Genomic DNA, 20,787 nt, shown 5'->3' with positions numbered 1-20,787 from the left:
AGGCATCCGACGTCGCGAGGCCCGCGACGCCGGCAATCAGGCCTGGGCTCAGCGCTCGAGCCAGAGGTTCGTCCAGTCGCCCTCGACGCCTAGCGCATAGGGCAGGAAGTTCTTCACCGCCTCGCTGCGATAGCGCGGGTGTTTGTTGGCGATCAGCGGAACGACGGGTGAATCGGCCATCACCAGTTCGTCCACTTCTGCCCACAGCTTGGCCGTTTCCTCCGGCGTGGTCGCGTTGATCGCCTTCATGGCGATCTCGGTGGCCTTCGGGTTGTTGTAGTCGGTGTAGTTGTAGGTCTGATGCGTGCCGTCGAAGGTGAACTGCGGCTGGAAGACGGAGCGCGCCGCACCGCCGACCCAATCCGGCGTCCAGCCGACCGGCGCGATGTCCCAGGTGCCTTCCTTGGTGTTGACCGGGTTGGTCATGAACTTGGAATAGTAGTCGGCAGCCGTGACCGGGGTCATTTCCAGCGTGATGCCGGCGCGTGCGACGCTGGCCTGGATCGTCGCGGCGGTCGTCACTTCGAGATCCTTGTTGCGATAGGGCATCTTCAGCGTGATGCCGTTCGGGAATCCGGCTTCGGCAAGCAGGGCCTTGGCCTTCTCCGGATCGCCCTTCGCGTCGGGCGACGGGTAGAGATCGAACTTGTGATAACCGAGGACGCCGATGCCGAAGATACCGTTCGCCGGTTCCGCGACGGTCGAGCCGCCCCATTGCTGGACGATGGCCGCCTTGTCCACCGCATATTGCAGCGCCTGGCGCACGCGCAGGTCCTTCAGCGCGCCGTTGTTGTTGTTCGACACCGTGTTGATGAACAGAAAGTTCGTGTTGCCGGCGGACATCGCCGTCAGCTTCTCGTCACCCGTGGCAGCCAGCGTCGACAGGATTGCTGTCGGCACATTGATATCATAGGCGAGATCGGCATCACCCGATTGCAGCTGCTGCATGATCGCATCGGCCTGCAGGCCCATGGTGATGTCGATCTCCTCGACATAGGCCTTGCGCAACGGGTCGCTCTCAGCCTTCCAGGCCGGATTGCGCACGAGCCTCAGGCTGGTGTCGGGCGTATATTCGCCGATCGTATAGGGACCGTTGCCGACGAAATTGGCGCGGTAGTCCGGGCTGTCGGGAACATAGTCCAGCGTCTCGATCGCCACCGCCGCCGGCATCGGCAGCGAGAGCATGTAGACGAAATCGCCCGCACGCTCCTTGAGCTTGAACACCACTGTCGCATCATCCGGCGTCTCGATGCCGGTGACGTCGTTGCCTTCCATATAGGCCTTCATCGCTTCCGCCGTCGGCTCGACCTTGGCGAAGCCGTCGCAGAATTCGGTGAGGCCGGAGATCAGCGCGGTGAAATAAGTGAGCGTCGAGGCCTGCATGTGCGGATTGCACAGCCGCTTGAAGCCGCGCTCAACGTCGGCGGACGTGACCTGGCGTGCACCGGACGGCGCATTCCACATCGCGCCCTCGCGCAGCTTGAACGTATAGGTGAGGCCGTCATCGGTCGGCTGCGGCACCTCGGTCGCAAGGTCCCCCACCGGCTTGATCGCCGTCTCGGGGTCAGTCGATGCCTCATAGCTCACCAACTGGCGCGAGATGGCACGCATCAGGTTGTTCGTCGGCACCATGCCGGCCAGCGTCGGGTCCATATGGTCCGGTTCGCCGGTCGCCAGAATGCGCAGCACGCCGCCTGCCTGCGGCTCCTCCTGCGCCAGCGCGCCGCCGGCTGCAAGCATGGCAACGACGGCGACCGACGCCATCAAAGACATTCCGTTCCTGTGAATGCGCATTTGGCTCCTCCCTGAGCTTAGACCTTGGATGGCGAAGTCATTACTCAAAAATTGAACCATTGCAAAAGAAATTGAAGTTTTGTAGTGAAATTTTTATAGGGGGCCGAAACGAGCGAGCCGGCACGGTCGCATGCGGCAAAAACCTCGGCAAGGCCCGGCTCCCCTGATCGACATCGCAAAGCGCTTGCGCCATATCTTGGGCAGATCCGTCCATGCTGCGAACCGGGGTTTTGAATGTCGCCAGAATCGAACGTGCAGGAGGAAGGCGTGGCAGACAGCGTCACGGAAGAGGCCCTCGGCAAGAAGATCCGCAAACGTCGCCGCGCCATTGACATGACGCTGCAGCAGGTGGCCGACCGTGTCGGCCTGTCCATCGGTTTCCTGTCGCAGATCGAACGCGGCGTCTCGACGCCCTCGCTTGCGTCTCTCTGCAACATTGCCGAAGCGCTCGATACAAGCATCGACACCTTCGTCAAGGCCCCGCGGCAGGCCGGAACCGTATCGCGGCAGGGCAAGCGGGAGGCCTTCAGCCTCGGCGACACCCGGCGCACCTATGAGTTTCTGGGTGGTGCCTTTCCCGATGCCAAAATGCACCCGACCCTCGTGCGCCGCCCGCCCGGCCACGTGTCTGAGATCATGCACAACGAGGGCGAGGATTTCGTCTATGTCCTGGAAGGCAGCGTATTGCTGGAGGTAGACGGCGAACGCCATATCCTCAACAAGGGCGACTCCATGCATTTCCAGTCGCATCTCCCCCACCGCTCCGCCACCCTCGGCACGGAGCCCGTGCTGGAACTTTGGGTGCGAACACAGCCTTTGCTTCTGTAATTCACCAGCCGCTGGAAGGTGGCGTCCCATCAATCCGACACGCCACACCAGCCGGGCAGATGGCTTGCCGCTTTGGCACGCGCCAGCTTTTCTTACGGCATCGTAACGTTAACTGTTGATTTGCGCTGAGAACTGACCCGGGATTGGAGTGAACCCCTCGAGCTGGATCGGCGAGGCGCATCAAATTCAGCCGCCTGCTGGGCAAGTTGGGTTTCAAATTCTGCTGGCGATCGATAGCCAAGGGCAGAGTGCTGCCGCTTGGCATTGTAGACCTCTTCGATAAACCTGGGCAATCGGTCGGTCACGTCTACAAAATTCTCGCAGCCGGCGAGATACACGTCCTCCACTTTCAGGGTCTTCGTGAAGCTCTCTGCCTGCGCATTGTGATAGGGGTTGCGGACGGCTTTGCGGCTGCAGGCATCGAGAATGACAGCCAGATTGCAGAAGCCTGCGGGAATGCGGATGTACGTAAAATCGGCCACTACCGATACGAGAGCGTTGACGTCGAAAGTTTAGAATCCTGCTGCATGGTCGAGACGCTGTCGATGGCGACACGCATCAAGCCTTGTGCGACCGCTTTGACGCACTCTGCGGTGGTCGCCGGAGCGGGGCAGCTGACGTCATTTTTGCCTGCAATTTCATTTCTGCACCAACCCGGTCTGGCGACGCAAAATAGCGTCGCCTTACGTCCTCGTGAGGAAATCTTCGCGGTGACTATCAGCAATGACCATGATCAGTCGTCCCGAAGTGCCTCCAAGGCGGCTTGGTGGATTGTCGCATTTCCCGCCATCAACACGGTATCATAGCGGGGCGCGTCCGTTAGTGACCTGCCTTTCCAATCGGTCACGACACCGCCGGCGCCAAGCACGATCGGCATTTGCGGAAGGATGTCGTAGTCGAAGACATTGCTTTCGACGAGGAGATCGATGCCGCCCAGCGCCAGGAGACCGGCGGCGTAGCAGTCGTGCGAGAACCGCGTAAAGTGGACCTTCGCGGCCAATGCGGCGAAGCAGTCGTGACGCTGCCGGTCGAACTGCTCGAGAGCGGATGTATAAAGGATCGCCTGGTCAAGCGCTGTCGTTGCACTGGAGCGGATCGGGTCGCCGTTGAGGGTTGCCGGCGCGCCGGGCAGACCAAGCCAGCGTTCCCGGGTGATCGGCTGGTTGATCATGCCCAGCACGGGCTCGCCGCAATGCAGAAGGGCGATCTGCGTGCCGAAGGCGAGCGAACCGGAGACGAAGGATTTCGTGCCGTCGATCGGATCGAGCACCCAGACCCATTCGGCATCGGCCCGACAGACACCGAATTCTTCGCCCCTTATGCCGTGGTCGGGAAACTGCGCCTCGATCATTTGCCGCATAGTCGCTTCCGCATCGCGGTCGGCGATGGTGACGGGGCTGGCGTCGGCCTTGGCGTCGATTTTTAGGCGCTGGCGGAAGTGAGGGCGGATCACGTCGGCGGCGGCATCGGCCATTTTGTGGGCCAGCGCCAGGAAGGCCGGCGGGCAGGTCTGTTCTTTGGTCATTCTTCGATCCTTTCGGCTTCAGTCGCGATTGCGCGCAGCAGGGTTCTGACGGTCTCGACCTGCCGGTTGGCGGCGGCTGTCTCTTGCCGGAGGCGTGCTTGCAGATCGCCGGAGCCGATCGGCGTGAAGCTGGCGGTGCGGGCGGGAATGAAGGGGTCCGGCGCCTCCGAGGGGAAGCGCAAGGCCGGCGCAAAATAACCCTCCTCCTCCTCCAGCCCAAAGGCCAGGACCTGCGGCCGGTCGTCGCCGAGCAGCAGCAATTCCACAAACATCGCCGCAAGTGGCAGATGCCCTTCGCCGGACAGGCAGGCAAGATGGCCCCAACCGCCGCGATCCGCCTGTATCAGGCAGTCCTTCACATGCACGTCGACAATGTGGGGCGCCTGCGCCGCCAGCGCCGGCAACGGCAATTCATAGGCGTTGATCATGTTGCCGAAATCGAACAGCAGGCCGAGGCGCGGATTGTCCACGGCCAGCAGGATGCCGGTCAGTTCCTCCGATTTCAGGTCTTCGTGCTGTTCGAGCGTGTAGCGCAACCGGCCCTCGGGATCGAAGGTCGCAAGGCGGCGCAGGTCCGCGATGGTCCAGTCGATGATCTCGGAGACGCGCCCCTCGTAGCGCGGATAGCAGCGAAGCGACGTGGCGCCTACCGCGAGCGCGATGCGCACGGCATCCGAAAGCCCGGCCGCTTCCGTCGTACTGGTCTCGACATGCAGGTCCAGCCCGCGCTGCGCCACCGCTTCGCCGAAAGCGCGCAGGGCGTCATCGGGCATGCGGGCGAGGCTGGCCGCTTCGCCGTCTTCCACATGGATCTTCACGCCGGAAAGCAGCTGCGCCGCGGCGAACTCGGCCAGGTCCAGCGGCGTCATTCCGCCGAAGCGCATGTTGAGATGAAAGGCATAGGCATGGGCGAACAACGGCGCGCTTCGCGCCCGCGCGGCGAGCCGGACGCGGCATGGCGCGGAAAGTGCGGCGACGCGCTCCCGCCAGTCCGGCAGCGGCATGGCATTCCATGGCAAATCCGTCACCATGCCGGTTCCTCCGCAAGCGATCGGGTTGGTTGAGGGGTGTTCGTCACGCGGCAAGCACCAGCAGGTCGCGGTCCGAGATGCTGACTTCGACGAGCGCGCCGATGGCCGGCGGCGGCCGGTCGGGCTGGTTGAACGTGTCGAGGGAAACGATCTGGTCGGCGATCGCCACGCGGATGCGGATGACCGAACCGAGGAAATGCACTTCGGCAATGCGGCCGGAGAGCACGACATTGCGCCCCTCCGCCCGCCCCAGCGCCACCGTTTCCGGCCGCAGCGCCAGGCTGATATTGTCACCGGCCCGGCCGGGCAGCGGGCGGTTCAGCGCCACCGGCACGTCGCCCAGGCGGATCTTGCCGGCGGCTGCTTCGACCACCGCCGCGTCGAGCAGATTGAGCGTGCCGACGAACTCGGCCACGAAGCGCGTCGTCGGCCGGTTGTAGATCTCGAACGGCGTGCCGACCTGATCGGCGACGCCCTGGTGCATGACCACGACGCGATCCGACATGGAGAGCGCTTCTTCCTGGTCGTGCGTCACGAAGATGGTGGTGATGCCGAGGTCGCGCTGGATGCGGCGGATTTCCTCGCGCAGGCTGATGCGGATTTTCGCGTCAAGCGCCGAAAGCGGCTCGTCGAGCAGCAGCACCTGCGGGCGTGGTGCCAGCGCGCGGGCGAGCGCCACGCGCTGCTGCTGGCCGCCGGACAGTTGGAAGGGATAGCGGCCGCCGAGTTGCGGCAGGCCGATCAACTCCAGCATTTCACCAACGCGCCTTGCGATGTCCGCCTTGCCCTCGCCTGCCACCTTAAGGCCGAAGCCGATATTGTCGGCCACGGTCAGGTTGGGAAACAGCGCGTAGGCCTGGAACACCATGCCGATCTTGCGCCGGTTGGCCGGCAGGCCCGTGATGTCCTGCCCGGCGATGCGGATCGCGCCCGATGTCGGTGTCTCGAAGCCGCCGACCATGCGCAGCACCGTAGTCTTACCGCAGCCGGAGGGGCCGAGGAAGGAAACGAACTCGCCCTTTTCGATGCCGAGATTGAAATCCTTGACGACGCGCGTCGCACCGAAGGATTTTTCCAGATGATGGATGTCGAGAAAGGCCATGGTCAGCGCCTCGCGGTGGAGAATTTGGAAAAGCGGGTGAAGAGCTGCATCAGCCCCATGCAGGCCCAGGTAATGGCGAAGGCGACGACGGCGAGCGCCGAGGGCTCGTAGGCCCGGTTGCCGCCCATCCAGACCATGTAGGGGCCGAAGGAATTGACATTCAGCAGCGCGGCAAAAACATATTCGCCGATGACGATGGCAAAGGTCAGGAACGCCCCCGACATGACCGAGACGAAGACGTTCGGCAGGATGACGACGGCGAGGATGCGCGCCGAGCCGGCCCCGAGGCTTAGCGCCGCCTCGGTGAGGCTGGCGATGTCGATGGTGCGCAGGCCGGTGTCCACCGCGCGGTACATGTAGGGCAGCGACAGCGTCGCATAGCCGAACAGCAACAGGATGTTGGTGCCCCACCAGCTTCCCGTCAGCGGCAGGATTGAGGAGGTGTTGTAGACGCGGATATAGCCGAAGACGATCACGATCGGCGGAATGACCAGCGGCAGCAGCGTGATGAATTCCACGACGGGGCGCAGGCCCGGAAAGCGCAGCCGCACGAAATAGGCCGTCGGCACGACGATCAGGATGCCGAGCACGATGGTCAGCAGCGCCAGCACCACCGAATAGCCGAAGGTCTGCTGGAACTGCGGATCGGCCAGTACCACGCGATAGGCCTCGAAACTGTATTCGCCGCGCTTCATGCGCATCGAGAAATCGAACATGCCGAGGAGCGGCAGCAGGAAATAGAGCCCGCCGAACACGACGGCGAGCCAGGACCAGAGGCGTTTTCCCGTCATTTGACCCACCGTTCGGCGCGCATGCGCAGGAGGATGTAGATGCCGTTGGCGATGCCGGTCAGCACGATCATGGCAAAGGCGATGGCGTAACCGAGATGCGGATCGTTGAGCACGTCGCCGCGGATCTGCGCGAAGAGCACGATGGGTGCAATCGAAAGCGACGAGCCGGTGAGCGCAATGGCGGTGGCGACGGCGCCAAAGGCATTGGCGAAGAGCAGCGCCAGCGTGCCGAGCAGCGACGGCCATAGCACCGGCAGCGCCACCATGCGCCAATACTGGAAGCCGTTGGCCCCGAGGCTTGCAGCCGCCTCGCGCCATTCGCGCCGGAGCCCTTCCAGCGCCGGCGTGATGATCAGCACCATCAGCGGGATCTGGAAATAGAGATAGGTGAGTGCGAGGCCGAGGAACGAGACGATGCTGAAGCCGGAGCCGTAGAGGTTGATGTCGAACCAGTTGCGCAGCAGCATGGTCACGAAGCCGAGACGGCCGAGCGTGGCGATGAAGGCGAAGGCGAGCGGCACGCCGGCGAAATTCGAGGCGACGCCGGAAAAGGTGAGGATGGCGTTGCGCAACGGGCGCGGCAGGTCGCCAAGCGTGATGGCGGCGGCAATGAGGAAACCGAACAGGCAGCCGAGCACCGCCGTCAGCAGGCTGAGTTCGATGGAGATCAAGAAGGCCGACCGGATCGACGGCGAGAAGAGCTTGCCGAGATTTTCCAGCGTCACCTGCCCGTCCGTGTTGCGGAACGCGCCGACGACGATGTTGAACGTCGGCAGGATCAGGAACAGCGTGGCGAAGATGAAGAAGGGAGCAACCCCGAACCAGTTGAGAACCTGCCGCGGCCTGAGGGCGGCCGGCAGGAATGCCGCGCTTGTCGTCATCGGATTTTCCTGATGGTGGGGCAGCGGGAGGCTCCGCAGCAAGCGGAGCCTCCGTAACGAACGCGCGCCTTATTTCACGTTGGCGCCGACAATCTTGTCCCAGCCTTCGACGATGGCGGTCTTGTTGGCGTCCAGTTCCTCGACGCTCGGGAAGATGGCCTTCTCATAGGCTTCCGCCGGCGGCAGCTTGTCGAGAAGCTCTTGCGGGAACTTGCCGGCCTTCAGCATGGCGTTGAAGCGCGCCGGGTGGCAGTAGCCCTTCAGCCAGCCGATCTGGCCCTCGTCGGAATAGAGATATTCCATCCAGAGCTTGGCGGCGTTGGGATGCGGCGCATAGGCCGAGATCGCCTGCACATAGACGCCGGCCACCACGCCGCTTGTCGGCACGATCACCTCCATCGGCGGATTGCCATTGAGCGCGTCGCGCCAGGCAAGCAGGTTGTAGTCCCAGGCGGCGACGATCGGGGTCTGGCCCTGGGCGATCGTGCCGGCCTTGCCGAGCACGGGCACGAAGTTGCCGGATTTGTTCAGCTCCGCGAAGAGTTCCAGTCCCTTGGCGCCGGACTCTGCACCGGGCTTGGCGCCGCGCGAAATACCCGCCGACATCAGCGCGAGAATCGCCTGCGCCGAGGAGCGTGGATCGCCTGTCAGCGCCACGGCGCCGGAATATTCGGGCTTGGAAAGGTCCGACCAGTCGGTCGGCGTGTTTGCGAGCAAGTCCTTGTTCACGCCGAAGGCCATGACGCCGTAGTAGTCGCCGTACCAATAGCCCTTTTCATCCTTGATATTGGCCGGGATTTCGTCCCAGGTCGCCACCATATGGGGCTGAAGCAGTCCCTCTGCGGCTGCAGCCGGCGCGAAGGCGAGGCCGAGGTCGACGACGTCGGGCGCCTGCGAGCCGGTATTGCCCTTGTTGGCGCGGATCGCTTCCAGTTCGTCGGCCGTGCCGGCGTCGGGGTTCAGCTCGTTGACTTCGATGCCCGGATATTTGGCCTTGAAGCCGGCAATGACCTCGCCGTAGTTGCACCAGTCATGCGGCAGCGCGATGACCGTCAGCATGCCTTCCTTGGTGGCGGCATCCACGAGGTCCTGCGGGGCTTCGGCGCGGGCCAGGCCCGGCAGCGCGACCGCAAGGGCAAGCGTGGAGACGAACGCGCGGCTCGTGGCACGGGATAGATAGCGTTTCATGGAGTCCTCCTGTTGACCGTCCGCGACGGCTCGTGGGCGATGGCTGCTGGCTGTCCTTGCAACCGGTCGTCGGCCTCGCCGCCCGTCCGGTTCCCCTTGCACCTGTCTGCGTCCTCGGGGGCTGCATCTGTGCGTTTTCTTGTAGGAACAGAATGTAACAATTGGACAACAATGAAACGTCCATTATGATGTATCCGACTGTACCAATTTTCGGAGACATGCCCTTGGCCAAACAGTTCGAGGGGCCGATCCTGCCCTTCCTTCGCCTCGACGCCGCGATCGCCCTCCCGAAATTCCGCCAGGTGCAGGACCAGTTGCGCATGGCGATCCTGCGCGGGCACCTGCGCGCGGGAACCCGCCTGCCGGCAAGCCGCATCCTTGCCGAGGAACTGGGCCTGTCGCGCCAGACGCTGGTGCGGGTGCTGGAGAACCTGAAGGCGGAGGGGTATCTGGAGGCGCGGCAGGGCGCCGGCACCTTCGTCTCGGCCGCCCTGCCGCGCCAATTGACGAAACTGCACTTTACGCCTGCCCGCGGCGACGCACCGGATGTCGCAGAGCCGCGCCTGTCGCGGATCGGCGAACAGTCTCGTGCGGTATCGGCCGAAATCGGCCGGATGGAGCCAAAGCCCTTCCTGCCCAACCAGCCGGCGCTCGACCGCTTTCCCTTTGCCGTCTGGCGCAAGTGCTGGAACGCCGCGACGCGCAACGGCAAGGCGGCGACCATGGGTTATGGCGACGTCGCCGGCGAACTGGAACTGCGCCAGCGGATCGCCGAATATCTGGCGCTCCACCGGCGCGACCCTTGCGATCCGGAGCAGATCGTCATCACGCCCGGCGGGCACGCCGCCTTCACGCTCGCCGCGCTGGCGCTGGCCAATCCCGGCGACGGCGTCTGGTTCGAGGACCCCGGTCCGGTAACGACCAGCAACCTTTTTCGCACGCTCGGCCTGAATCTCTGCACCGTGGATGTCGATGCAGACGGCATGGATGTCGCGGGCGCCATGGCGCGCCATCCCGACGCGCGCCTCGCCTTCGTCATGCCCTCGCGCCACCATCCGCTCGGGGTGACGCTGTCGCTGCCGCGTCGGCTCGCCCTCCTGGAATGGGCACGAACCAACGACAACTGGATCATCGAGGACGATTACGACAGCGAGTTCCGCTACGACGGTGCGCCGCTGCCCTCCATGCGCTCCATCGACAGCCATGACCGGGTCATCTATGCGGGCAGCTTCAGCAAGGCGCTCTATCCCGGCATTCGCGTCGGCTATCTCGTGCTGCCGCCGCGCCTCGTCGGCACCTTCCGCAACCTCTCGGGCCTGATCCACCGCAGCGTGCCGGTGGAGACGCAGCTTGCCCTTGCCGAATTCATCGGCGGCGGCCATTTCGCCAGCCACCTGCGGCGCATGCGCGGCCTCTATGCCGAACGCCGCGCGGCTTTCCACGCGGTCGGCCGGACGGCCCTTGCCGGGCTTGCCCGCATTGAATGCTCTGAAAGCGGGCTCAATGCACTCGCCTGGCTGGATGGCGACCGAGACGACCGGGCAGCGCATCGCGCGGTGCTCGAAACCGGGCTGCAATGTTATCCGCTGTCCGACTATGCGATCACCACGCCCCGGCCGGGCGCGCTCATCCTCGGCTATGCCGGCGTGCCCGCTGAACGCATGAAGCCCTATCTCGGCCGTCTCGCCGAGGCGCTCTCCCAGCCGTGAGGCCGCTCCCGCCGCTCCGAACGAGGTTCGCGGCCGAAGCGGCCCATCAACCCGCGAAAAAGGGCTTCGATGAACAGCGCCCAATCATGCGGCTCTTCCGGATCGTCGCGATCCCGGCGCGCGACGACGTATCCTATGCCCCGCAACATCCCTGCCTCCTATGGCTGCACCGCGCGCACGGGCGTGCCGCTGCGCTGCGTGACGCCGACACCCGGCGCGACGCCAACCTCGGCATTCGAGGCGGCAAGCAGCGGCTTGCCGCGCACGATGTCGGAAGCACGCTCGGCCAGCATGATCGTCGGCGCGTTGAGATTGGCGTTCGGCTCGGCGGGGAAGACGGAGCTGTCGATGACGCGAAGCCCCTCGAGGCCGCGCACCTTGAGGTCGCTGTTCACCACCGCCATGGCATCCTCGCCCATGCGGCAGGAGCCGCAGGGGTGATAGGTGCTTTCCATGGTCTCGCGCACCCAGGCGTCGATCTCGTCATTGCTGCGCACATTCTTGCCCGGCGCCATCTCTTCGCCGCGGAAGCGGTCGAAGGCCGGCTGGGCGATGATCTCGCGTGTCAGCCTCAAACAACGCCGGAACCCTTCGCGGTCCTCCTCGCGGTCGAGATAGTTGAAGAGGATATCCGGCTGCTCGTGCGCCTCCGGCGAGCGCAGGCGCACATAGCCGCGGCTCTTCGGCTTGTTCGGCCCGGTCAGCACCATGAAACCGTGGCCTTCGAGCGGTTTTTTGCCGTCGTAGCGCATGGCGGCGGGCAGGAAATGGAACTGGATATCCGGCCATTGCAGTGAAGCATCGGAGCGGATGAAACCGCCGCTCTCGAAATGGTTGGAGACCGACAGCCCCTTCTTGAACAGCAGCCATTCCGCGCCGATCAGGGCGCGGCTGAGAAGGCCCATCTTGCCGTTCAGCGTGATCGGCTCCTTGCAGGCATATTGGATATAGACCTCGGAATGGTCCTGCAGGTTCTCGCCGACGCCCGGAAGATCGTGCAGCACGTCGACGCCCGCCTGCCGCAGCACCGCCGCCGGGCCGATGCCGGAGCGTTGCAGGAGATGCGGCGAGCCGATCGGGCCGGAGGAGATCAGCACTTCGCGGGTGGCTTTCGCCACGACGCGCTCGCCGCCCAATTCGTATTCGACGCCGACGGCGCGTTTCCCGTCCAGGAGCACGCGCCGTGTCATGGCATGGGTGATAACGGTAAGGTTCGGCCGGCTCATCGCCGGCTTCAGGTAGGCATTGGCCGTCGACCAGCGCACGCCGTCCTTGACAGTCATATGCATCGGGCCGAACCCTTCCTGCATATGACCGTTCGGATCCTCGGTGGTGATGTAGCCTGCCTCGCGGCCGGCATCGACGAAGGCGCCGTAGAGCGGGTTCTTCATCTTGTTGCCGGCATTGGTGGAAAGCGGTCCGGCGGCGCCACGATAGGCGTCGCCGCCGTCCTGCCAGCTCTCGGCGCGCTGGAAATAGGGCAGGCAATTGGCATAGCGCCAGCCGCGCGCACCCAGTTCCTCCCACTGGTCGAAATCGCTGGCATGGCCGCGCATGTAGACGAGTCCGTTGATCGAGGAGGACCCGCCGATGACCTTTCCACGCGGGCAGTGGACCCGGCGCCCGTCGAGGCCGGGCTCCGGCAGCGTCATGTATTTCCAGTTATACTTGGCGCCGTTCATCGGAATGGACAGCGCCGTCGGCATCTGGATGAAGATCGACTTGTCGCTGCCGCCATATTCGAGGACCAGAACCTTGGTGGCCGGGTCCTCGGAGAGACGGTTGGCAAGCACGCAGCCGGCGGATCCGGCACCGATGATGATATAGTCGTAGCTGTCGGTCATGACGGTTTTCCCGAAGATTACGGATAGAGGCCCCAGCCGCGCCCACGGGCGAAGAGCCGGGTCAGGACATAGTGGACCGTGCCGGCCGCAAGGCAGGAGGGCACGGAGGCCGTGAGGTATTTGAAGATCGGCAGGCTTGCGAGCGTCTGCGGATTGAAGACAAGGACATAGACGCCGAAGCCGACGGCGAGTGCAAAGAGGCCGATCGGATTGAAACCGCCCCAGAAACGGTAGGGACCGTTTTCCTGCGGAGCATGCAGGCTGCGCATGTCGAGCTTCTGGCGGCGCAGGAAGAAGTAGTCGGCAATACCGATACCAGCGAGCGCGGAGTTGAGCGCCGAGGTCCAGACGAGGAAGATGAAGAACCCGTCATACATCTGCGGATAGAAGACCACGAGGCCGAGCGGAATGACGCAGAACAGGAAGAGGATCCCGCCCCAGGACATGGCGCGCACGGACGCCGTGCCGACCTGCCGGAGACCGACGATGGAGGTGTAGAGAATGTTCGCCATCGAGGTCATGTTGGCGAAAGCGACGAAGAGCAGGGCGATGATGCCGATGACGGGGCCGGCGATCTTGGTCATCCAGATGGTCGGATCGCTGTCGCCGAGTGCAACGGCGGCGAGCAGGCCCACGATTTCGCCAAGGGTGGCGGCGCCGAAGATGCCGATGACATTCGGCCAGAAGGCGGTGCGCTCGTTCTTCGTCAGGCGCGCGAGGTTGCCGATATAGGGCCACCAGGAGAAGCCGGCGGCAAGGTTCACCTCGATGGCGATGATGAAGTTGAGCGTGTTGTCCTCGAAGGGTGGCGCCAGCGCCGGCATCGCCAGCAGCTCGGAGAAGGAGCGCTGCTGGAGGATGAGGTAGAGCATCACGATCATCAGGATCACCAGCGCGGGCGAGACGACCATGTTGAAGAACTTGATCGAGGTCGGCCCTCTGGCGACGATGAACCAGGTGACGAGGATGGCGCCGACCGCGGCAATGATCATCTTGATGCCGGTCGGGTTGGCCGCCTCCCCGGCGCTGAGCGCCGCCAGCCCGTCGATCGAGCGGCCGAACATCATGGCGAGAACCGCGAGCCAGCCCATGGTGAGCACCACGACGGCCAGCACATAGACGACGCGGCTGCCATTGTAGCCGAACTGGCTGCGCAGCGCGACGAACTGCTCGATGCCGTAGCGGCCGGAGAGCGGCGTGGTGGAAAGCGCCGTCAGCATGACGCCGATGATATTGCCGATGACGATGGCGGCAATGCCCTCCTTCGGCCCGACAAAAAGACCGACCGAACCGCCGATCAGGAAGGCCCAGGTGGCGATGGCAAGCGCCGAATTGGCATAGGTGAACTCCCAGAAGCCCCAGAGCCGTTCGGACGGCAAGAGCGGCGCATCGCCGCGTTCGGCGGCGGCGCGGTTGCGGTTGGCTTCCTCCCGTTCGGCTTCGACGGCGGTCAGCCCGCCATGGACAACGTGATCGGTCATCTCAAGCCCCCCAGATCCAGAAGACCACGACCAGCACGAGCGTCAGCGCGCTCATGGCGGCATAGTCGATGACAGTCATCTTGCCCTCGAAACGGTGCCCCGCCTCGATGTCCTCATAGATGCGGGCGCGGCGCGCCAGTTCGTTCTGCCAGGCGATATCGTTTTCCATTGTCGTTCCCCTTTTCGCGTCGCGCCTTCGGCGTCTTTCCGCGATGAATGCGGCTCCATCAGCCGCTGATCGTGCGAACCGGCCGCCCATGGGCGGCGGCCGGCGAATGTCATGGCAGCGTGATCCACACGGCCTTGGTCTCCATCAGGTAGTCGAGCTGTTCCGGCCCCAGATCCTTGCCGAAGCCCGAGGCCTTGAAGCCGCCGAAGGGCATGGACGGATCGATCGTGCTGTGCGCGTTGACGTAGATGGAGCCCGCATGGAGGCGCGGGATGAGCGTGTGCACGCGCGACAGGTCGTTCGAATAGATCGCGGCGGCGAGGCCGAAGGGTGTGTCGTTCGCGAGCGAAACCGCATCCTCCAGCGTATCGAAGGGGCTGGTCACCAGAACCGGCCCAAAAATCTCCTCGCGCACGATGCTCATCCCCGGCTTGCAGTGGGCGAAGATGGCGGGCTCGACGAAATGGCCCGGCCCCGCCGGACTGCCGCCGCCATAGATCAACTCGGCGCCTTCGCGGCGGCCGGCCTCGATATAGGTGGAGACGACCTTCTTCTGCTGCGCCGACACCATGGGACCGATGTAGCAGTCACGGTCGAGACCCGGCGCGATTTTTAGCGTGCGGGTAACGGCGACCAGTTCATCGAGGAAGGCGTCATGCACCGAACGCTGGACATAGACGCGCGTGCCTGCATCGCAGACCTGCCCGGAGTTGAAGAACACGCCGTTCGCCACCGCGCGGGCTGCACTCTGCAAATCGGCATCATCGAGCACCAGCACGGGCGATTTGCCGCCGAGTTCCAGCGTGACATGTTTGAGATTGCCGACGGCGGTGCGGCCGACCTCCTGCCCGACGGGCGTCGAGCCGGTAAAGGTGACCTTGTCGATGCCGGGATGGGTCGACATGGCCGCGCCGATGACGCTGCCTTTGCCCGTCACGATATTAACCACGCCATCGGGAATGCCGGCCTCCTGCACCAGTTCCGCGAAACGTAGCGTGGAGAGCGAGGTCAGTTCGGCCGGCTTGACGACGGTGGTGCAGCCGACGGCAAGGGCGGCCGCGAGCTTCCAGGCCATGGTCTGGAGCGGAAAATTCCACGGCACGATGGCGGCGACCACGCCGAGCGGCTCCTTGCGGGTATAGGCCAGATAGTTGCCGGGAATGGACGGCTCGACCGTGCGCCCGTGCAGTTTGGAGGGCCAGCCGGCAAAATAGCGGAACGTATCGACCGTGCCCTGGATATCGATCTCCCGGGCGAAGGCCACGGACTTGCCCATGTCGATCGCCTCGATCTCGGCAAGCTCGTCGCCATGGGCCTCGATCAGATCGGCGAGGCGATGCAGCAGGCGCTCGCGTTCGAGCGGTTTCAGGCGGCGCCATTCCCCGCCGTCAAACTGCCGGCGCGCGGCGCGGACGGCCCGATCGAGATCATCCGTCGTGCCGGAGGGCACGCGGGTGACCAGACCGCCCGTGGAGGGCTCGAAGACATCGAAGGTCGCGCCATTGCCGCTATCGACCCAGGCGCCGTCGATGAACATCTTCTGGGGTTTCGCCAGAAACCGCCGCGTCGCGTCGCTGACGCCATAGTGATCCAGATATTTGCGGACGTTTTCGTCCATGTCATGCCCTCCTCGTCAGCCACTGTGGGCGTGGGGTCTTCGATCAACGTTTTTCGGCTCTTGCATGCATGACGCGGCCGATGAGGTTCATGAGAACCTGCGCGGCCAGGATGGAGGTGGAGCCGGAATGGTCATAGTCGGGCGCGACCTCGACCAGATCGATGCCGACGACCGTGCCGCGCTTGGTCAGCGCCGCCAGGATCTCCAGCACCTCGTAATAGATGAAGCCGCCATGCGACGGCGTGCCGGTGCCCGGTGCGATCGACGGATCGAAGCCGTCGATGTCGATGGTCACGTAGTAGCGTGCTCCCGCCGGCACGCGCTCGGCCACCGCTTGTGTTCCGAGCGCCCGGATCTGGCGCACCGACAGGATGTCGGAGCCCATCTTGCGGGCATCCTCATAGCCTTCCTTGGCCGTCGACGAGACGTTGCGGATGCCGAGCTGTGACAGGCCGCTGACATAAGACTTTTCCGCCGCGCGGCGCATCGGGTTGCCGTGGCCGTAGCGCACACCATGGCGCTCATCGACGAAATCGAGATGGGCATCGATCTGCACGATATGGATCGGGCCGTTCTTTTCGCAATCCTCGGCAAAGGCGTTGATGCAGGGGATGTTGATGGAATGGTCGCCGCCCAGCACCACCGGGAGCGCACCAGCCTCCAGGATCTTGCGCACGCCGAATTCGATATTGGCATGGCTCCTCATGGTGTCGGTGTGGACGATGTCGGCATCGCCGATATCGACGATGGAGACCGCTTCGCTCGGCAGGTAGGTGGCGTCGTCCTCGTGGTCATAGGCGCCGCCATGGCCGAAGGAGAACAGGGTGGAGGCCTCGCGGATGGAGCGCGGCCCGAAGCGGGTGCCGGCGCGCCATTGCGTGCCACAGTCGAAGGGTGCGCCGAGGACCGCCACATCGGCGTCGATGGCATCCCAATCCGGCTGGTAGGGATATTTGCCGAAGGTGCAGATGCCGACAAACGGCAGGTTCAGGCGTCCGGTTTCATAGGAATTGCTGGCCATGTCACTCCTCCACGAGTGCAGGGAGTGTGCCAAACGGCGATACATTTAAAAGTATCTATGATTGCATGTTCACTTGTGCGTTAATCAATGCATGATCAACAAAATCCGCCACCGCGTTCTCAATCTTTCACTCGGCGATGCGGAGCTCAGGCTCCTGCGCGTCTTCGCCTCAGTCGTGCAGCACGGCGGCTTTTCCGCCGCGCAACCGGCCCTGGGCATGACCCAGGCAACAATCTCCACCCATATGCGCCACCTCGAAGAGCGGCTCGGCCTGCGCCTGTGCAGCCGCGGGCGGAGCGGCTTCCTGCTGACGGACGAAGGTCGGCTCGTCTATGATGCGGCGCAGGAGCTGTTCGGCTCGCTGGAAAAATTTCAGAGCCGCATCGGCGAGGCGCAGGGAGAACTCTCCGGCAATCTCAGCTTCGGCACTGTCGATGCCATGATCACCAACCGCGATCTCGACTTGCAGGGCGCCCTCGCCGCCTTCCATGCCCAGGCGCCGCGCGTGCATCTGGAAATCGACGTCGCCGCGCCGCAGGTGCTGCACCAGGGCCTTTTAAACGGCACTTATCAGATCGTGCTGATGCCCTCGGTCGGCAGCGTCACGCCGCATTTCCGTAGCCAGCCGGTCTTCTCCGAAGGGCAGAAACTCTACTGCGCCGAAGGCCACCCCCTCTTCACCCTCAGCGATGCCGACCTCACCGACACGGTGCTCGCCGCCCAGTCTTTCGCCGGCCGCACCTACATGCTTAACGAGACGATCTGCGGCGTGAACTTCACCTGGGCCGCCGCGACACCGCATATGGAAGGCACACTCCTGCTCCTTCTTTCCGGCGCCTACATCGGTTTCCTGCCCGACCACTATGCCGAAGAATGGGTCCGCACCGGCCGCCTGCGAATGCTCGCGCCCGAGCGCATGACCTTCGAGGACATGTTCCACATCGCCTATCCTCGGAACCGGCCCTCCCGCGCGGCCGAGACACTGGCAGCGGCCATTACCGACAGCGTACACAAGCCGCACTGAACTTGCCTCTTGCCACTCTTCGGCATCACGACTTCGCCCGTCGTTGGGCAAGCGGCGTTCGATTCAAGGTCCACGCGGCGGCAAGGCCAGCGCCGAAATAGTGCTTGCTTTGCTAAACGAAAAACGCAGCCTCTAAGGATTGAGGCGTGTGGCACCTCCTCAATCCTCGCAGAATGGCTCCTTCACGCCCAGCAATCGCTTTATGGTAAGAGGCATCTGGGCAAGGCGGCACAGCATCCGCCTTGCCCAGCTGGAAAGCGCAAGGCAGGCAGCTGTTTCACTGCCCACGTTCTTGTCGCCCCGGTTTGCGACCACATAGCCGAGGCCGCGCAGCATATCCCGCCCTTCCTTGGGCCTGCCCCTTGCAGCCGTCACCGAACCCGAACGGGTTCGGTGTAGTAGGGCAGCCGGTCGATCCTTGGCGACCACAGCCCCTTATCGACAACCGTGCGCACATGCGCCGCGATCTCCTCCATCGGAGCGAACCAGACGTCCCCCCGCTGAACAACCTGCTCGAGGAACCGGTGCACCACTTCCCAGCGCGCAAGGCGCCCGGTGGCGAAGGGATGCACGACCGGCACCCAGAGCGCGCCGTGCCGGTAAGCGGCCTCGAATTCCTGCACGAAGGGCGCGAACCCCTGTTCCGGCGCACGAATCGGCATCATGTAGTCGAGGTCCATCGACTGGACATATTGCGGCCAGTCGTCGAGACCCCAGTGCGAGGGTAGTTCGACCAATTGGCCGGCTTCGCATTCCAGCAGATAGGGAATATCGTCCCCCATCAGCGAGGCGTCATACTCGAAGCCGCGCGAGACGAGCAGATCGGCCGACCGGTGGGAAAAGTTGTAGAGCGGTGCCCGCCAACCGCGCGGCCGCCGGCCGCTCGCCTTCACGATCACATCGATGCTGCGATCCAGCCAATAGGCCTCGTCTTCATCCGAAAGCTCACGCGGATGCTCATGCAGGAAGCCGTGATGGGCAAGTTCGTGGCCGCCCTCCAGAATGGCTTCGATTGCCTGCGGATATTGCTCTATGCACCACGCCGGAACGAAGAAGGTCTGCTTGATGCCGAGCTGGCGGTAGCTTTCCACGATGCGCGGGATCGCCACCTTCGGCCCGTATTGCAGCATGGAGATCGCCGAAACGCGGGAATGGCCGTCCTCTGGATGGGCGATATGGATGAGGCTATCCGCGTCCATGTCGAAGGTGATGCAGGCGGCGCATTTCGCGCCGTTCGGCCAGGGAATGGGGTTCTTGATCATGGCATGATGCTCCCGCCGTTGCTGCCGACGCCCTGTCCGGTGAAATAGCGCCCGCCGGAGCCTGCGAGGAAGAGCGCCAGTTCGCCGATTTCCTCCGGCTGGCCGAAGCGGGCGAGCGGAATGGCGAGTTCCCTGGCGCGCCACTCGGCGCTCATGTTCGCCGCGCCGAGCATTTCGGTGTCGATCGGGCCGGGGCAGATGGCGTTGACCAGCACGCGTGGCGCGAATTCCTTCGCCCAGGAGCGGACCAGACCCAGGACGCCGTGTTTCGAGGCGACATAGGGCGAGAAGGTCTCCCGGCCGTAATAGGCCATGTCCGAGGCGATCATGATCACCCGGGCCGGCGCCTCCACCGTGCCCTCTTCCATCAATCCGATCGCCATTTTCCCGACAAGGAAACTGCCGCGCAGGTTGATCGCGATCACCCGGTCGAAATCGGCGACCGGGGTTTCCAGCAAGGGGGCTTCGTGAATGACGCCTGCGCAATGCACGACTACGTCCAGCCCGCCGAACGTTTTCTTCACCGCCTCGCCGACCGAAAGGACGGCGCCTTCGTCGGAGACGTCGCAGGCAAGCGCCAGCGTTTCCGCCGCTCCTGCCTTGGCCGCCGCTGCAGCGGTTTCATCGGGCTTGCGGATGTCGGCGAGTGCGACGCGCGCACCTGTTCCGGCAAAAGCCAAGGCGCAGGCCGCGCCGATGCCACGATAGGCACCTGTCACTAGAACGCGCCGGCTCATGCCATCACCTCGCCGCGATCGAGCATCAGCCCCTGGCCCGTCATGTCCTTTGCCCCATCGGAGGCAAGGAAAAGATAGGGTGCGGCAAGATCCGCAGGCTCCAGCAGGCCGGGCAGAACCTGCGCGCCGACGATTTCGGCCAGCAGGTCCTCCTCGCTACGCCCGGTGCGCAGCGACATGTTTTTCAGCGACAGCATGGCCGCTTCCGTGCGCACCCAGCCGGGGCAGACGGCGTTGACACGAATGCCCTTGGGGCCGAGCTCTTTCGCCATCACGCGGGTGAAACCGAGATTGGCGTGCTTGGAGGTGATATAGGCGGAAAACTCCGGCACCGCGACACGGCTCCAGATCGAAGCCGTCACGATGATGCGCCCGCCCTCCGCCATATGCGGCACGGCATTGCGGGTGACATAGAACGTGCCGTTGGTGTTGATGTCGGTGATGCGCCGGAACGTCTCTTCGATTTCGGCATCGGGATCGAGCAGCGGCGTGATGCGCTCCAGCCCCGCATTGTTGACGAGCACGTCGATGCGGCCGAGCGGCGTAAGCGCTGCCTTCACGGCAGCGCTGTCGGTGATATCGCATTCGAGCGCGGCGACCGTGCGGCCGAAACGGGCCGACATTTCGCGCGCCGTATCATGAATGCCGGCACCGGAAGAGAGGATCGTTACCTCGGCACCGGCGGCGGCGAACCCCTCCGCCACCGCCCGGCCGATGCCACGGCTCGCACCCGTGACGAGCACGTGCTCGCCGGAAAAATCGTATTGAAGCCGTCCCATGGT

Annotated in this window: 19 protein-coding genes and 1 pseudogene; 3 read left to right on the top strand and 17 right to left on the bottom strand. The window is 64.1% G+C overall.

What is annotated here, in order from left to right; all coding sequences use genetic code 11:
- Positions 1-48 precede the first annotated feature (48 nt).
- Positions 49-1,764, bottom strand: coding sequence for an ABC transporter substrate-binding protein (locus ACT6VE_RS29925; protein WP_444801898.1), 1,716 nt, complete (start codon positions 1,762-1,764; stop codon positions 49-51).
- A gap of 264 nt (positions 1,765-2,028) precedes the next feature.
- Here ACT6VE_RS29925 and ACT6VE_RS29920 point away from each other — a divergent pair, with 264 nt between their 5' ends.
- The gene (locus tag ACT6VE_RS29920; RefSeq protein ID WP_444801897.1) at positions 2,029-2,622 is read left to right on the top strand and encodes a helix-turn-helix domain-containing protein; all 594 of its coding nucleotides are present in this window, start codon (positions 2,029-2,031) and stop codon (positions 2,620-2,622) included.
- A gap of 200 nt (positions 2,623-2,822) precedes the next feature.
- On the opposite strand, the pseudogene ACT6VE_RS29915 reads toward ACT6VE_RS29920, so the two are convergent.
- The 7 genes and pseudogenes from ACT6VE_RS29915 to ACT6VE_RS29885 all read right to left on the bottom strand — a co-directional run.
- Positions 2,823-3,035 (bottom strand): annotated as a pseudogene (locus ACT6VE_RS29915) (integrase core domain-containing protein); the annotation flags it as partial.
- Positions 3,036-3,355: 320 nt separating this feature from the next.
- Positions 3,356-4,147, bottom strand: a complete 792-nt coding sequence (locus ACT6VE_RS29910; RefSeq protein WP_444801896.1) for an inositol monophosphatase family protein — start codon at positions 4,145-4,147, stop codon at positions 3,356-3,358.
- Complete coding sequence (locus ACT6VE_RS29905) at positions 4,144-5,178, bottom strand: sugar phosphate isomerase/epimerase family protein (RefSeq protein ID WP_444801895.1); 1,035 nt, start codon at positions 5,176-5,178, stop codon at positions 4,144-4,146. The genes ACT6VE_RS29910 and ACT6VE_RS29905 overlap by 4 nt, the downstream gene beginning before the upstream one ends.
- A gap of 43 nt (positions 5,179-5,221) precedes the next feature.
- Positions 5,222-6,280, bottom strand: coding sequence for an ABC transporter ATP-binding protein (locus ACT6VE_RS29900; RefSeq protein ID WP_444801894.1), 1,059 nt, complete (start codon positions 6,278-6,280; stop codon positions 5,222-5,224).
- Positions 6,281-6,282: 2 nt separating this feature from the next.
- Entirely contained in the window at positions 6,283-7,071 is a 789-nt protein-coding gene (locus ACT6VE_RS29895; RefSeq protein WP_444801893.1) for an ABC transporter permease, read from the bottom strand.
- Positions 7,068-7,952 carry an ABC transporter permease gene (locus ACT6VE_RS29890; protein ID WP_444801892.1) on the bottom strand — a complete coding sequence of 295 codons (885 nt, stop codon included), beginning with the start codon at positions 7,950-7,952 and terminating at the stop codon, positions 7,068-7,070. Before ACT6VE_RS29890 ends, ACT6VE_RS29895 begins: the two co-directional genes overlap by 4 nt.
- Before the next feature lie 69 nt (positions 7,953-8,021).
- Complete coding sequence (locus ACT6VE_RS29885) at positions 8,022-9,140, bottom strand: ABC transporter substrate-binding protein (protein WP_444801891.1); 1,119 nt, start codon at positions 9,138-9,140, stop codon at positions 8,022-8,024.
- A 224-nt stretch (positions 9,141-9,364) separates the two neighbouring features.
- Between ACT6VE_RS29885 and pdxR the strand changes: the two genes are divergently transcribed.
- Positions 9,365-10,849 carry a MocR-like pyridoxine biosynthesis transcription factor PdxR gene (gene pdxR / locus ACT6VE_RS29880; RefSeq protein WP_444801890.1) on the top strand — a complete coding sequence of 495 codons (1,485 nt, stop codon included), beginning with the start codon at positions 9,365-9,367 and terminating at the stop codon, positions 10,847-10,849.
- A 158-nt stretch (positions 10,850-11,007) separates the two neighbouring features.
- On the opposite strand, the gene betA is transcribed toward pdxR, so the two are convergent.
- From betA to speB, 5 genes are all read right to left on the bottom strand, one after another.
- Complete coding sequence (gene betA, locus ACT6VE_RS29875) at positions 11,008-12,693, bottom strand: choline dehydrogenase (protein ID WP_444801889.1); 1,686 nt, start codon at positions 12,691-12,693, stop codon at positions 11,008-11,010.
- Positions 12,694-12,710: 17 nt separating this feature from the next.
- Positions 12,711-14,174 carry a purine-cytosine permease family protein gene (locus ACT6VE_RS29870; RefSeq protein ID WP_444801888.1) on the bottom strand — a complete coding sequence of 488 codons (1,464 nt, stop codon included), beginning with the start codon at positions 14,172-14,174 and terminating at the stop codon, positions 12,711-12,713.
- 1 nt (position 14,175) lies between these two features.
- Positions 14,176-14,343, bottom strand: a complete 168-nt coding sequence (locus ACT6VE_RS29865) for a hypothetical protein (protein WP_444801887.1) — start codon at positions 14,341-14,343, stop codon at positions 14,176-14,178.
- A gap of 109 nt (positions 14,344-14,452) precedes the next feature.
- Positions 14,453-15,961, bottom strand: coding sequence for an aldehyde dehydrogenase family protein (locus ACT6VE_RS29860; RefSeq protein ID WP_444801886.1), 1,509 nt, complete (start codon positions 15,959-15,961; stop codon positions 14,453-14,455).
- Between the two features lie 43 nt (positions 15,962-16,004).
- A complete protein-coding gene (gene speB / locus ACT6VE_RS29855; RefSeq protein ID WP_444801885.1) occupies positions 16,005-16,982 on the bottom strand; it encodes an agmatinase in 978 nt (325 codons plus the stop codon).
- Between the two features lie 91 nt (positions 16,983-17,073).
- Here speB and ACT6VE_RS29850 point away from each other — a divergent pair, with 91 nt between their 5' ends.
- Positions 17,074-18,006, top strand: coding sequence for a LysR family transcriptional regulator (locus ACT6VE_RS29850; RefSeq protein ID WP_444801884.1), 933 nt, complete (start codon positions 17,074-17,076; stop codon positions 18,004-18,006).
- A gap of 159 nt (positions 18,007-18,165) precedes the next feature.
- On the opposite strand, the gene ACT6VE_RS29845 is transcribed toward ACT6VE_RS29850, so the two are convergent.
- Genes ACT6VE_RS29845 through ACT6VE_RS29830 form a run of 4 tightly spaced genes read right to left on the bottom strand, consistent with a single transcriptional unit; the run spans position 18,166 to position 20,784 of the window.
- Positions 18,166-18,342 carry a hypothetical protein gene (locus ACT6VE_RS29845; RefSeq protein ID WP_444801883.1) on the bottom strand — a complete coding sequence of 59 codons (177 nt, stop codon included), beginning with the start codon at positions 18,340-18,342 and terminating at the stop codon, positions 18,166-18,168.
- A gap of 35 nt (positions 18,343-18,377) precedes the next feature.
- Positions 18,378-19,268, bottom strand: a complete 891-nt coding sequence (locus ACT6VE_RS29840; RefSeq protein WP_444801882.1) for a polysaccharide deacetylase family protein — start codon at positions 19,266-19,268, stop codon at positions 18,378-18,380.
- Complete coding sequence (locus ACT6VE_RS29835; RefSeq protein WP_444801881.1) at positions 19,265-20,005, bottom strand: SDR family NAD(P)-dependent oxidoreductase; 741 nt, start codon at positions 20,003-20,005, stop codon at positions 19,265-19,267. Before ACT6VE_RS29835 ends, ACT6VE_RS29840 begins: the two co-directional genes overlap by 4 nt.
- Positions 20,002-20,784 carry an SDR family NAD(P)-dependent oxidoreductase gene (locus ACT6VE_RS29830; protein WP_444801880.1) on the bottom strand — a complete coding sequence of 261 codons (783 nt, stop codon included), beginning with the start codon at positions 20,782-20,784 and terminating at the stop codon, positions 20,002-20,004. Before ACT6VE_RS29830 ends, ACT6VE_RS29835 begins: the two co-directional genes overlap by 4 nt.
- Between the last annotated feature and the right edge of the window lie 3 nt (positions 20,785-20,787).

The sequence above is a fragment of the Shinella sp. genome, from assembly GCF_052438155.1.
Classification (GTDB): domain Bacteria; phylum Pseudomonadota; class Alphaproteobacteria; order Rhizobiales; family Rhizobiaceae; genus Shinella.
Note: the sequence above shows the minus strand (reverse complement) of the source record. Positions and strands in the feature narration are given on the sequence as shown.

Coding starts and splice junctions, on each gene's coding strand:
- ACT6VE_RS29925 (WP_444801898.1), bottom strand. CDS start 1,764: ATGGCGTCGGTCGCCGTCGTTGCCATGCTTGCAGCCGGCGGCGCGCTG.
- ACT6VE_RS29920 (WP_444801897.1), top strand. CDS start 2,029: ATGTCGCCAGAATCGAACGTGCAGGAGGAAGGCGTGGCAGACAGCGTC.
- ACT6VE_RS29910 (WP_444801896.1), bottom strand. CDS start 4,147: ATGACCAAAGAACAGACCTGCCCGCCGGCCTTCCTGGCGCTGGCCCAC.
- ACT6VE_RS29905 (WP_444801895.1), bottom strand. CDS start 5,178: ATGGTGACGGATTTGCCATGGAATGCCATGCCGCTGCCGGACTGGCGG.
- ACT6VE_RS29900 (WP_444801894.1), bottom strand. CDS start 6,280: ATGGCCTTTCTCGACATCCATCATCTGGAAAAATCCTTCGGTGCGACG.
- ACT6VE_RS29895 (WP_444801893.1), bottom strand. CDS start 7,071: ATGACGGGAAAACGCCTCTGGTCCTGGCTCGCCGTCGTGTTCGGCGGG.
- ACT6VE_RS29890 (WP_444801892.1), bottom strand. CDS start 7,952: ATGACGACAAGCGCGGCATTCCTGCCGGCCGCCCTCAGGCCGCGGCAG.
- ACT6VE_RS29885 (WP_444801891.1), bottom strand. CDS start 9,140: ATGAAACGCTATCTATCCCGTGCCACGAGCCGCGCGTTCGTCTCCACG.
- betA (WP_444801889.1), bottom strand. CDS start 12,693: ATGACCGACAGCTACGACTATATCATCATCGGTGCCGGATCCGCCGGC.
- ACT6VE_RS29870 (WP_444801888.1), bottom strand. CDS start 14,174: ATGACCGATCACGTTGTCCATGGCGGGCTGACCGCCGTCGAAGCCGAA.
- ACT6VE_RS29865 (WP_444801887.1), bottom strand. CDS start 14,343: ATGGAAAACGATATCGCCTGGCAGAACGAACTGGCGCGCCGCGCCCGC.
- ACT6VE_RS29860 (WP_444801886.1), bottom strand. CDS start 15,961: ATGGACGAAAACGTCCGCAAATATCTGGATCACTATGGCGTCAGCGAC.
- speB (WP_444801885.1), bottom strand. CDS start 16,982: ATGGCCAGCAATTCCTATGAAACCGGACGCCTGAACCTGCCGTTTGTC.
- ACT6VE_RS29850 (WP_444801884.1), top strand. CDS start 17,074: ATGATCAACAAAATCCGCCACCGCGTTCTCAATCTTTCACTCGGCGAT.
- ACT6VE_RS29845 (WP_444801883.1), bottom strand. CDS start 18,342: ATGCTGCGCGGCCTCGGCTATGTGGTCGCAAACCGGGGCGACAAGAAC.
- ACT6VE_RS29840 (WP_444801882.1), bottom strand. CDS start 19,268: ATGATCAAGAACCCCATTCCCTGGCCGAACGGCGCGAAATGCGCCGCC.
- ACT6VE_RS29835 (WP_444801881.1), bottom strand. CDS start 20,005: ATGAGCCGGCGCGTTCTAGTGACAGGTGCCTATCGTGGCATCGGCGCG.
- ACT6VE_RS29830 (WP_444801880.1), bottom strand. CDS start 20,784: ATGGGACGGCTTCAATACGATTTTTCCGGCGAGCACGTGCTCGTCACG.